The sequence below is a fragment of the Flavobacterium sp. CBA20B-1 genome (assembly GCF_028473145.1).
Taxonomy (GTDB): domain Bacteria; phylum Bacteroidota; class Bacteroidia; order Flavobacteriales; family Flavobacteriaceae; genus Flavobacterium.
This window is the reverse complement of the sequence record NZ_CP092370.1, coordinates 168,494-181,613: the sequence shown is the minus strand read 5'-3', so window position 1 is coordinate 181,613 and position 13,120 is coordinate 168,494. Positions and strand designations below refer to the sequence as shown.

The following is a 13,120-nucleotide window of genomic DNA, read 5'->3' as shown; positions in this document are numbered from 1 at the left end:
CTATTCTAATTTAACACATTTGAATAAATTTCCAAATGTTTTTTTACGACGGAATTCACATCAAATTCACGTTCTGCTTTTAGACGAGACTCATTCCCCATACTTTCAATTAATTTAGGGTTTAAAACTAATTTCTCAATAGCCTGTGCTAATTCTACTACTGAATATACAGGTACTTTCAACCCATTAATCCCTTCATCTACACATTCCCTACAACCGATTGCATAAGTTGTAATAATCGCCCGACCAATAGCACAAGCTTCTATCAAGGTTTTAGGCATACCTTCTCTATATGAAGGTAAAACAACAATATGTGAATCTTGATATACTTGCACCATATCCTTTTGATAACCAATCCATTTAACATACTCCTCATCCTGCCAATTATTCAAATATTCCGCCGAAACACCTGCTTTATTATCTTCATCTGCAAGCCCTGAAAGTATAAATTGTAATTTAACCTTGTATTTTTCTTTTAGTAAATCACTTGCTTCTTTGAGTTCTTTAACTCCTTTATCCCATAACATCCTACTCGGTAACAAAACTTTTATAGGGTCAAAGCCTGGAAAAGGGCTGTGTGCAAATTTATTTAGATCAACACCCGAACCTTTAATACGTTGTATTTTGTTTTTAGACGAAATTATTTTTAATTCTTCTAAAGCTTTCTGGTCATCACCGTTTTGAAAAATTACGGTTAGGTTATCACGGTTAAAACCATACTTCATAAGTTTAACCATCATTTTTTGCACTAGGCCTTTCCTACTACCCGTAAAGTTATATCCTAATCCGCTTACAGCATTTACAACCCCTTTAATTTTCAAAATTTTTGCAGCTATAGAGCCATAAGTAACAGGTTTTAATGTAATATGGTGTACCACATCCGGTTTTACCGACTTATATAAAGCATAAAATTGTTTTAGTGTATTTAATTCGGTGATTGGATTAGTACCAGAACGTGAAAATTTAAAATCAATATACTTAATCCCATCTACCGCAATTTCAGCTGCTCTTCCTGTATCTTCACACGCTACTAATACCTCCCAACCTTCTTCAATTGCTTCTTGAGCAATACATAGTCGATGTGAAATAAAAAACCAGTCTGTGTTACAAACCATTAACAATGTTTTCATCTTTTATAAGTTATTCTTTATTCTTTAAGAAATGTTTTGAGCGATATTACAAAGGTACTGATGTGAATGACTTAGTTTTTATAGTATACATTTTCCTTGTAAGAAGCTTTTAACAGTAATGTAGGATTACTTATCCTGTTATCAACGCTAAAATTACTAATATTTATTGTTGGAAAAAGAGAGTATTTATCTCTATGTTCAAATGGCTTTTTTGTATTTATAGTTTTAACGTTACTAATTTTAATATTTCCTTTCATTGACTTTTTTTTATCCAAAGTCTTAAACCCAGCGAAATAAACACCACACTGATTATCTTTAGAAGTGAAGTTATCTATCAACAAATCAAAATTCCTACTCTCAATTTCGCTAACATAATTTCCTAAATTGGTAGCTATCCCCGTTACACAATTACTTGTAGAAACATTTGTTACCGAAATATTTTTTAAAATATATTTCGTTTTATCAGGTTCTATCATAATTCCCGCTTGTGGTGGTGTCCCTTTTATATTGGATATTGTTCCGTTTTTAATTTTTAAATTATTTACGCCACCAACCGTGATTCCGTTTCTACGACAGTATGAAATATTAAAATCTGAAATTATAATATTAGCAGTTTTATACATTTGTTTTCCTAAAAAACCTTTAGTTCCATAAGCAACTATAATACCATCCCCCCAACAGTTAGTAACCTTAGCATTGTTAATCGTAATATTTTGCGAATTTCTTATATCAATTCCAAATCCCCATTCTCCTTTTGTACCTTTGTGTTTTTTTAAATCTCCTTCTATATTTGCATTGGTTACTGTCACGTTTTCTACACCATGAATTGCTAAAACATGGTATCGTTCTTTATCAGTAGGTATAAGTTTCAATTTTGAGTTTGATTGAAACTTTATATGCGAATTTGAAATAGCTAATAGTCCTGTAGTAGAAACAGTAAAATTTGGCATTAAAACATTATTATATTTATTTAACGCTGCCTGTAAATATTTTGTATAATCAACAGAGCCATCCTTCTTATATCCTTTAGGTAAAGCATTTGTTATATCATAATATTGTTGTTGTTCTCCAAAAACGGCTATTGCAGCTGCTTGTCCTTTACAGCTAAAAAGTATTAAGCTAATTATAAAAAATATTGAATTTTTCATTATATTTCAAAATTTAAATCATTCTTTTAATAATCTCATTAGGGATATTTAAAAGCTCATTGTGCCATTTACCCTCTCTATCAAAATATCCATTTGCTGCTAATACTGCATGATGCGAAAAGCCATAACTTATCTCGATTATTTTTCCTTCTCCAGTTTTACTATCTACAACATAATCGTATCCCATACAGTTGAACCCTAATTTATCTGAAGTTGCAAATGCTGAATCTATAACGTTTTGAGTAACTTTATCTTTATCATAAAACAAATCACCCCCACCCGAAGCACGAAATTCTCCTTGACGAATATTTCTTCCTATGTAAGATAATTTATCCCCGATTACTACTATTTTCAGATCATATCCATCATTTGGTACAAACTCTTGTAAATAAACATAACCACGTTCTATATTGAACTTTTTTGCATTGGCTAATGAACGTAAAAACTCTGGAATTCTTTTTGCTCGATTGATAAAAGTTTTTAAACTCTTTGATGATTTAATGTTAGAAGATGCTTTATACATTAGACTTGGCGCACTGCTTAATCCTGAAGTAAACATCTTTTTACCATAGCTTATTAATTCATCAGTTGTATCTAATTTCTTTACGTTATGAGAGCCCGAACCATTTCTTAATTTAGCAATGATAGGAAAGGAAATTTCTTTTTTGTATATCGCTTGTTTAAGGTCATCTAAATTATAATAATAAAATGATTGAGGAATTGGAGCATTAATACTCTCTAATAAATATGTTTCTGCCAATTTATCATCAAAGTGCCAAGCGTCTTTGAAAGACGGAAAAACTGTTTTGCCTTGATCTTCTAAAGTATTTAGAATATTTCCTGCCATTAACATATCCTTAAACGAATAGTTGCTATAATGCCACAAAATAATATCAAAATCCATCAGCTGGCTGATTACTCCTATTTTATATGGATTAACCACTTTGTAAGAAATGTTATTTTCCTCACAATATTCTTGCCAAGCCAAACTCCAATTGGTTGTATGAAGTTTTTCTTGTTTGTCGTATAATATAGCTATTTTCATTATTTCACTTTTTTAAACCTTAATTTTCTTGGTACTATCGATCTATATAAAAATTTCAGTAGATAAATAATTATTGGAAACAAAGTAAATGTTTTTAAACAATAGGTAACACTTAACTTTATAGCATTTTTTTGATATGATTGTCCTTTTGAAGCCTCAAAAGATTGATTTTGGTGAATCCTATGAAAATTTAATTGTTGATTTATTATTGCTAATGTTTTTTTCTTATCAAAGGCTAACCTATACCATAATTCTGCATCAAACTGAGATGTTCTACTTTCGTCATAAATAGTATCTTTCTTTTTAATTATAACCGAAGAATGAGAAATAATAGATTTATATAACATTTTTTTAGGATTGATAAATTCAAATGTAAAACCATTATTAAAATTATCAAACTTCACAGAATCCGAAAACAGTCCCGTCTTAGTAGCTAAAACAGTAATATCAGGATTTTTTCTTAATATGGTCATTTGAGCTTCTAACTTTTGTGGATGCCAGATATCATCAGCATCAATAATTGCTACCCAATTAAAATTCGCTTTAGAAACCGCAAAGTTTAGAGCTTTTCCACGTCCTAAATTTCCTGGTTGAAATATAAAAAGTTTATATTCGGGATTTTGTTTTTGAAACACTTCTAATAATTGAACCGTATTATCAGTAGAACCATCATCTACAATAATATGTTCAAATTCTTTAAAAGTTTGGTCTTTAATACTTTCTAAAGTTTCTAAAATATATTTAGAACCGTTTTTTACTGTTGTTATTATTGAGATCATATACCTAATACGTTAAATACTATAAACAAACTTACGCCTAAAATAACAGAGCCTAATTTTAAATTGTTATATTTAAAACTTGATAAATCAAAAATTGGATACATAATAAAAGGAATGAAAGTCCAAGACAAAATTCCAAATCGATCAGAAAAAGGTACATTAAACATTAATATAAAATATGAAGTCAATAAAATATACGTTGTGTAAATTTGACCATATAAAGGATAATTACTTTTAATAAATTTTAGTTTTGAGATATAATGACCTATAAAAACAAAAAACAAATTAAAAAGGAAAAAATCTATACGAAAGCCAATTTTATAATTTTTGACATTTTCTCCCATATACCCTTCCATTCTATCTAAAAATAAATTTCCAATAACAGGCAGATTAGATAAAACTGTATTAAGGTCAAACTTCATATATGATAAAACAATTGTTATAAATAATATAACATAAGCTACTTTAATATTTTTAACATACTTACTCACAAAAAATAATAAAATAACTAATAATAAAGAAAAGTGAAAAAAAGGGGCTATTATTAATGGCATCAGGAATCTTTTATTGTCATCTGTCCTATTTAAAAATATACTAATGCCCCATATTACAAACGCACCACCTATACCCTGCCTTAATACATTTGTAGACAAACTTATAAAAATAAATAAGCTTGCAAAAAACCATAATAGAAATACTTTGTTTATACCCTTAAACTGCTTTATTGCATAATAAATAGGTACCACAAATAATAATGATAAAAAGAATAAGTAATTATTAGGCGAAATACCACAAGTAATTAACAACTTATTAAATAAATTAAAACCGATATCAGACCCTATAATTGAATCTCCGTACAAGTACATTTCTTTGTAGAATCGAAAATATCTGTCTGTATCTACGCCTACACTCAAATCTCTTGTTGACAATAAGACATAATAAGCTGCTAAAAATAGGAATATAATTATATTTTGATATTTAATATATATTAGTTTTTTTTCAAAAAAACTGCCTAATACATCAAATAATATTATCAGTGTAAAAAAACCGTAAAGTATGTAAAAGTTTGTATAAAAGCTTTCCATTAAATCATTGGATAATTTTTTCAAATATTATTTGCCACATCTCGTCTATTTTCTCTTTTTGAACTGCACTTTGATTCAACAAATTTTCTTTTTCAGATAGCAATTCATTGTCTGTAAAAAATTCATCTACTTTATTAAGATAAACTTCTTTCCTATCATCTACTTTAAAAATATTTTTTTCAGTATTAAAATCTTCAAAAAGCATTTGATACTTATGACTCCAACCTATCGCAATGGAAGGTATTGCTTGAGATAAACTTGATACTAAACTATGAAAGCGTGAACCAATCAATGCTTTACCTTGCGAAATAATACCTTTAAGTTTATATATATCTTTTTCCCATACAATTTCTATTGGATTAGGTAATTTATTGTTAATTGCTTCTGCTACATGATAATCCCCAACACCTTCGTGAATAAGAAAAATTGTACTAATCCCCTTAGAACTCAACTTCAAAATAGTTTCTTTCAGCATTTCGGTATATAGTTCTTCAATATTCGGAAGTTTAGAAGTTGTGATTACTTTTTTATTTGGAACGATTAAAACAGCATCTTTTAAACGAATATACTTTTCATCAACCTGGGGCTTGAGCAACATTGTAAAATCAGGCATCAGTTTTACATTTTTATGTTTTATGTCCAACTTTTCAAGATACTCAAAAGATTGTTTATCCCTAACAAATACATAGTCTGCCAAATTAATAAAACGCATTGTGTGTTGGTTGTTTAATTGATTATTAAACGGTCCCAATGCTTGTGGCATTACTACCAATTTCGTTTTATTTCTTTTGAATTTCTCAAATTTATTAGCTACATAATTTGCCATTCTGTAAGTCCACTGATCACCGTAAGCAAAACCAGAAGCCTCAAAGAAAACATCTATCTCTTTTTCCAATACGATATTGTTTTTTAGTCTAACAGATTTAGGTATAAACCTCCCTAAATCACCTAAATCCAAAATATGTTTTCTATAAGTAATTCTCTTATAAAAACCTTTCTGAGTCAATAAATCAAACTCTGCTTTAGACGAACAACTTAAAACAAATTTTGCATCTGGGTATTGTTCTTTTATTTTATTTACTATTGCATATAGCATCATTTCCGCTCCTTTGTTTACAAAACGAGCACCGTATATTTCTACTATCATAATTATCTAAATAACTGTTATTGCATCTTTAACATCTCTCTTACAAGAAAAAGGAATAAACCCTTCCTGATCTGCATAACCAACACTTATCAACATTGTTACTCGTTGATTATTATCTAATTTTAATATAGATTGAATCTTTTTTTCTTTTATTTCAATATCAGGCCAGTTAATTATACAAGAACTTAAACCTAACGTTTCCAACGCTAAAATAAAACTCATTGCAGATAAACTACTATCAATATAAATAACATGTCTATCCCTCTCATCAAAATATGCACTTAAATCTCCAACAACAGCTATTAAAAGAGGAATATTATCTGCATATCCTGTCGTCCCCATAGGTAACTTTGACAATCTTCTTAATATTTTTTCATCTTTAATTATATAATACTTAAATGGCTGTCTGTTACAAGCGCTTGGAGCTTGGAGTGATAATTCTATCGCTTTATTTATAAGGTCAAGATTTACTTCTTTTTGTTGATACCATCTTACAGATCTTCTTCTTTTACTTAAAATTAAAAAATCATCATAAGAAATTGTAGATTCAACTCTTTCACTGCTTTTGTATGGAATATTCTGTCCCTCAAAGTTATCGGCAGTTTCAACAAATTTTTTCTTCATCTTTCCTATAATAGGATTATTAGAATCCGTTATATCAAAATAATTATTTAAAACTTCTTTAGCCCAAGATATTTGAGAATCAATATTTAAGTTATTCCTTAAATTTAAATAGGTATCAACAGTCTCTTCTATAAAATCTAAGGCAAAAGTTGATCTTCTATTTTTCATAGAAATACCTTTCTCTATTTTATGAATATTCCTCACTAATTGATATTTATTTTGATTTTGACCCAATGACATTCTATAATAACTTCGCTTTCCTTGAATAACAGAAAACATTTCTCTATTAAAAGAAGTATCAAAAAAGAAATAATACAATTTAGCTAGAGTTCTATTAGAATAAAATAGCTTTAGTAATACTAGTTTTATTTGTTTATATATATACTTAATTTTTTTCTTCATAATTTTAATTTTTGTAATTCTTTTTTATATGCTAAACTTGACAATATAAATATAAGCGTGATGGAAATAATTATACTTATAACAAAGTTATTTTTCAAAAATAAATACACAACATAAATAATTAAACATATTAATGCAGTTTTGTATATTGATTTAATCAAATCATAATAATTAAATCCAATTAATTTCCGCATAAAGTACATAGCTATAATAACAGAAGCGACTCCATTAAAAACTATGCTCCAAGCAGTTCCTACAATACCGTAAAAATATGTTCCTAATATTATCGATGGAATATATATGATTATAGTCTTAAAAAGTTGAATTTTAAATTCTAAAGAGGCATAACCTAACGCTCTAATTAAAGAAGTATTTGAACCAGCCATTACTGTCACAATTGAACTTATTGACAGAATTTGAATAATATCTATTGCTTCATTCCATTTATTACCATATACTAATTGAAGTAAATGCTCTGAATAAAGGAATAAAATAATCATTATAGAAGAAACCGTAAGTGTATTAAACTTAACAATCTGTCCATAATAATTTCTTAAAGCTTTTTTATCATCTCTGATTTTTGCATATATAGGGTACATAACTTTAGAAATAATACCTACCACGGCTGATCTAATAATACTGGTAATTTGAAATGAAAAAGCATAAAGTCCTAAATGATGCTTATCGACTAATTTTCCTATAAGCAGATAATCAATTTGAGAAGTCACACTATTCGTTAATTGAGTTCCTGTTGCAAATACTCCAAAACCAAATATTTTATCAAATTCCTCTTTACTCCATAAAAATTTAGGAAACCACCTATTGAAATAAAAATATATAGGTAATGATGATAATGAAATAACGGCACCATTTATAGCTATACTCCACAATCCAAAACCATTGTAAGCCATTATTACAGATACAACACAAGCTATTAGATTTCCAATAAAATTTACAGCTGCTAATTTATTAAATTCTAGATTTCTTGTAAGTTTAACTAATTGAATGATATTAAATGAGTTAAATATTATATTTAATGACAGAATAGGAAAAACCTTTATTAATATTGGTTCGTTATAAAAATTAGCAGCTATAGGACCGATAATTAAACATAACAATAGATAAACTATAATGTTTAGTCCGAAACCCGTCCAAAAGGCTGTATTATACGTTTTTTCAGTAATTTCTTTTTCGGACATCTGGATTAAAGCGGAAGCAAAACCGAAATCAACAAATGCTTGAATAATCACAGAAAAAACCATTGCCATTCCAATGATTCCGAAATCGGAAGGAACTAACAGTTTTGCTAATATCAACTGTAAGAGAAACTGCAAACCAGCTTTCCCAACAAAGTCCAATCCTGTCCAGACTACACCTTTTTTTATACTTTTATTTAGATTGTTTTTTTCCACTTATCACTTACAACCTATTATCACTATTTTCTAAAATCCCTTTCACATCATACACCACTCCGTTGTCTTTGAGGTATTGATTTAATTCTAAATCTAAAAACTCTTTATGTGCTACCGTTAGGACGATGGCATCAAATTGGTGACTGGGTGACTGGATGACTGGGTGAGATTGCTTCGCCGATTTGCTGTTGCTCGGGTCTGAAACAAGTTCAGATTGACACACTTCGGCAGGCTCAGTGTCCAAATTTGAATGACTTACTAAATTATATTCATGTAATACTTCTTCTGGGTTAGCCCATGGGTCGTAGGTGGTTACGGTGATGCCATAATCTTGTAAATGATGAATGACATCTACGGCTTTGGTATTGCGCACATCGGGGCAGTTTTCTTTAAAGGTAATACCTAAATTCAAAACGTTCGCACCATTTACATTAATACCTTTTTTAATCATGCATTTCACCACTTGCGAGGCTACATATTCGCCCATAGAATCGTTCAATCGGCGTCCTGCCAAGATAATCTCTGGGTGATAGCCCTTTTCTTGTGCTTTTTGAGCCAAATAATAAGGGTCAACACCAATACAGTGACCGCCTACCAAACCTGGTTTAAACGGCAAGAAGTTCCATTTGGTTCCGGCTGCTTCCAACACGGCATGCGTATCAATTTCTAACAAATTAAAAATCTTTGCTAGTTCGTTCACAAATGCAATATTGATATCGCGCTGAGAGTTTTCAATTACTTTGGCAGCTTCGGCTACTTTAATGGTTGGTGCCAAATGCGTACCTGCGGTAATTACTGATTTGTATAAGTCATCTACTATTTTGCCAATCTCGGGCGTAGAACCTGAGGTTACTTTCAATATTTTTTCTACGGTATGTTCTTTGTCTCCTGGATTGATACGCTCTGGTGAATATCCTGCAAAGAAATCTACATTGAATTTTAAACCAGATACTCGCTCCAATACTGGAATGCATTCTTCCTCAGTTACACCAGGATATACGGTAGATTCGTAAATCACAATATCACCTTTTTTCAACACTTTACCAACTGTTTCAGATGATTTGTAAAGTGGTGTAAGATCCGGACGATTGTTTTTATCTACCGGTGTTGGAACGGTTACTACATAGATATTAGCTTCTTTGATGTCATCGATATTTGCTGAGCAGTAGAGACCGGAGGTGGCTGGGTGGCTGGGTGATGGGGTGATGCGGTGTGAAAACGGATTTTCATTGACCAATACATATTGTAGCACCTCATCAGAAACCTCAAGCGTACTATCTGTCCCCTTGTTTAATTCTGCTATTCTTGATTGGTTGATATCAAAACCTACTGTCGGATATTTAGTTGCAAATAATCTTGCCAACGGCAAACCAACGTATCCGAGACCTATCACGGCGATTTTGTGAAGAGGTGACTGGGTGTTGGGGTGACTTTGTGACGATAAGTCTATATTTCTTGATTCCATTTTGTTAATTTGCTATATTTTAAAAAAATTTAATTATAGTGACCATTTATCTGGGTTTATCATCATGGAAACGAGCATTCCCAATAAATGATTGTATTTTAAATTCAATTCATTAAACAATTCTTGACTGATGTAATTACAGCCCAATGCATATTCGAGCCAAACTTGTGTTTCTGCAGCTTCCCCATCCGAATCAGAAAGCTTAGCTACAAAAGATTTTGGATAACGTCTTTTTCGCCATGCCTCAGCAATATTTCCTGAAACAGAACGAGAAGAACGACGGATTTGATCTGTAAGCGAGTACATTTCTTCCCGAGGAAAAGTTTTGGTCAATTCATAAATTTCCATTCCTAACTCAAACGATAATTTATAAACTCTTAATTCGGTATGACAAACAATTTTAGCCATAATTTACTTAATAAACACTCTAATTCTCCAATTCTCCTCTTCTCCAATTCTCCTCTTCTCCAATTCTCCTCTTCTCCAATTCTCCTCTTCTCCAAATTACAACATCTCTTTATGCTCCCAATACCAATCAACAGCTTCTTTTAAACCTTCTTTAATCACGTGAGTAGGTTTATAACCCAATAATTGTTTTGCTTTCTCTACAGATGCCAAAGAATGCGGAATATCACCTACCCTATTCGGTCCATGATTCACTTTTATTGCAGCAATAGACTCATCATAAGTAGTTAAAAACTCTTTGATATAGCTAACCAATTCATTAAGATTGGTGCGATCGCCTACAGCTGTATTGTACACTGTATTTACCGCTTCAAGATTTTCGGTTAGCATCGCACGTTCGTTCATCTGAATGACGTTATCAATATAGGTGAAATCACGAGAATTTTCACCTGTTCCGTTGATGGTTGGGCTTTCGTGTTGTATCAATAATTTTGTAAACAACGGAATCACAGCAGCGTACGCCCCACGCGTGTTTTGACGACGCCCAAACACATTAAAATAACGTAAGCCAATAATCTCCATACCATATGTTTTAGCAAAAACATCGGCATACAACTCATTCACATATTTGGTTACCGCATAAGGTGATAAGGGTTTTCCAATGATGTCTTCTACTTTTGGTAAAGCTTCGGAATCGCCATAAGTAGATGAACTTGCGGCATAAATCATACGTTTAACACCGCCATCCCTAGCCGCTACCAACATATTTAAAAACCCAGAAACATTGACTTCATTGGAAGTGATAGGATCGTTTACCGAACGAGGAACTGAACCCAATGCTGCCTGATGCAACACATAATCCATTCCTTCAACTGCTTTATGACATGTTTCTATATCACGAATATCGCCTTCTATCAATTCATAATTAGCATTATCTAAAAATTCTTCGATATTATGACGATATCCAGTAGAGAAATTATCTAAACATCTTACAAAATAACCTTTGTTTAAAAAATACTCCGTTAGATTAGAGCCAATAAAACCTGCTCCTCCTGTAATTATTATTTTTTTCATCATAATTTTTAATTATTCTCCACCAATGGTATAAAGAACAAAACCATTCTCTTTTAAACTTTTACCATCTAAAACATTTCTACCATCAAACACAAACGCCGGCTTATACATATTGTCATAAATATTTGACCAATCATACGTTTTAAATTCATCCCATTCGGTAAGAACTGCCACGGCATGTGCTTTGTTGCACGCTTCATAAGGATCATTTACCACCTTTAGCAATCGGCGATTTTCTTCAGGAGAGCGTGTACCTAAATAGTCTAAATCGGCATAAATTTTTTCAGCTGGTACCTTTGGATCGTATACGGTAATAAATGCTTCTTCCTCTAGCAAGTGATCTGCAACATAAATGGCAGCAGACTCACGCGTGTCATTGGTGTCTTTTTTGAATGCCCACCCCAAAAAGGCGATATTCTTACCGTTTACGGTATTATACAATGTTTTAATAATATTATCGGAAAAGCGCTCCTTCTGATGATCGTTCATAATGATAACCTGCTCCCAATAATCTGCGACTTTATGCAAATTATAAGAACGGGCAATATAAACCAAGTTCAAGATGTCTTTTTGAAAGCAAGATCCGCCAAAACCGACTGATGCTTTGAGAAACTTAGCGCCGATACGACTGTCTTTTCCAATAGCATACGCCACTTCATTCACATCTGCTCCTGTTACTTCGCATAATTCTGAAATGGCATTGATACTTGAAACTCTTTGCGCTAAAAAAGCATTTGCTACTAATTTAGACAATTCTGAAGACCATAGATTTGTAGTAATGATTTTCTCTTGAGGCACCCAAGTGCCATAAATGTTTACCAAAGCTTGAATAGCTTCTTCATTTTCACCACCAATTAATACCCGATCCGGGTTTTGTAAATCTTGAATAGCAGTTCCTTCTGCCAAGAATTCTGGATTTGAGAGAATATGGAAATTAACACCATTACCTGTATTGTGCAAAATGCTTTTTAAAGCTTCTGCGGTACGTACCGGTAAGGTTGATTTTTCTACCACAATTTTATCATTTGTAGCAACTGCAGCAATCTGACGGGCACATAATTCAATGAATTTTAAATCGGCAGCCTGTCCTTTACCCTTTCCATAAGTTTTGGTGGGTGTGTTTACAGAAATAAAAATCATATCTGCTTGTTGAATTGCCTGTTCTACATCTGCAGAAAAGAAAAGATTTCTACCACGAGCTTCTGAGACAATCGCATCAAGCCCAGGTTCATAAATAGGTAATTTAGATAAATCACTATCATTCCACGCTGCTATACGTGCTTCATTTAGATCAACAACTGTAACAGTGATGTCAGGGTTTTTCTGAGCGATTACCGACATCGTTGGGCCGCCCACATAACCTGCACCAATACAGGTGATATTTTTTATTTGTTTCATTATTTT

Annotated in this window: 12 protein-coding genes; all 12 read right to left on the bottom strand. The window is 31.6% G+C overall.

The annotated features are described in order from the left end of the window. Positions 1–5: 5 nt before the first annotated feature. The gene (locus tag MG290_RS00855) at positions 6–1,130 is read right to left on the bottom strand and encodes a glycosyltransferase family 4 protein (RefSeq protein WP_264562051.1); all 1,125 of its coding nucleotides are present in this window, start codon (positions 1,128–1,130) and stop codon (positions 6–8) included. Positions 1,131–1,201: 71 nt separating this feature from the next. Then, positions 1,202–2,278 carry a right-handed parallel beta-helix repeat-containing protein gene (locus MG290_RS00850; RefSeq protein ID WP_264562050.1) on the bottom strand — a complete coding sequence of 359 codons (1,077 nt, stop codon included), beginning with the start codon at positions 2,276–2,278 and terminating at the stop codon, positions 1,202–1,204. A 13-nt stretch (positions 2,279–2,291) separates the two neighbouring features. Further along, complete coding sequence (locus MG290_RS00845) at positions 2,292–3,323, bottom strand: ATP-grasp domain-containing protein (RefSeq protein WP_264562049.1); 1,032 nt, start codon at positions 3,321–3,323, stop codon at positions 2,292–2,294. Beyond that, complete coding sequence (locus MG290_RS00840; protein WP_264562048.1) at positions 3,323–4,102, bottom strand: glycosyltransferase family 2 protein; 780 nt, start codon at positions 4,100–4,102, stop codon at positions 3,323–3,325. The genes MG290_RS00845 and MG290_RS00840 overlap by 1 nt, the downstream gene beginning before the upstream one ends. Next, positions 4,099–5,211, bottom strand: coding sequence for an EpsG family protein (locus MG290_RS00835; RefSeq protein WP_264562047.1), 1,113 nt, complete (start codon positions 5,209–5,211; stop codon positions 4,099–4,101). Before MG290_RS00835 ends, MG290_RS00840 begins: the two co-directional genes overlap by 4 nt. Further along, a complete protein-coding gene (locus tag MG290_RS00830) occupies positions 5,192–6,334 on the bottom strand; it encodes a polysaccharide pyruvyl transferase family protein (RefSeq protein WP_264562046.1) in 1,143 nt (380 codons plus the stop codon). Before MG290_RS00830 ends, MG290_RS00835 begins: the two co-directional genes overlap by 20 nt. Before the next feature lie 6 nt (positions 6,335–6,340). Then, positions 6,341–7,360, bottom strand: coding sequence for a nitroreductase family protein (locus MG290_RS00825; protein WP_264562045.1), 1,020 nt, complete (start codon positions 7,358–7,360; stop codon positions 6,341–6,343). Further along, positions 7,357–8,772 (bottom strand): lipopolysaccharide biosynthesis protein, encoded by a 1,416-nt coding sequence (locus tag MG290_RS00820; protein ID WP_264562044.1) that lies wholly within the window; start codon positions 8,770–8,772, stop codon positions 7,357–7,359. Before MG290_RS00820 ends, MG290_RS00825 begins: the two co-directional genes overlap by 4 nt. A gap of 7 nt (positions 8,773–8,779) precedes the next feature. Next, the gene (locus MG290_RS00815; RefSeq protein ID WP_264562043.1) at positions 8,780–10,237 is read right to left on the bottom strand and encodes a nucleotide sugar dehydrogenase; all 1,458 of its coding nucleotides are present in this window, start codon (positions 10,235–10,237) and stop codon (positions 8,780–8,782) included. 33 nt (positions 10,238–10,270) lie between these two features. After that, positions 10,271–10,645 carry a four helix bundle protein gene (locus tag MG290_RS00810; protein WP_264562042.1) on the bottom strand — a complete coding sequence of 125 codons (375 nt, stop codon included), beginning with the start codon at positions 10,643–10,645 and terminating at the stop codon, positions 10,271–10,273. Positions 10,646–10,741: 96 nt separating this feature from the next. After that, complete coding sequence (locus MG290_RS00805) at positions 10,742–11,716, bottom strand: SDR family oxidoreductase (protein WP_264562041.1); 975 nt, start codon at positions 11,714–11,716, stop codon at positions 10,742–10,744. Between the two features lie 12 nt (positions 11,717–11,728). Continuing rightward, positions 11,729–13,114, bottom strand: a complete 1,386-nt coding sequence (locus tag MG290_RS00800; protein WP_264562040.1) for a nucleotide sugar dehydrogenase — start codon at positions 13,112–13,114, stop codon at positions 11,729–11,731. Positions 13,115–13,120: the final 6 nt, after the last annotated feature.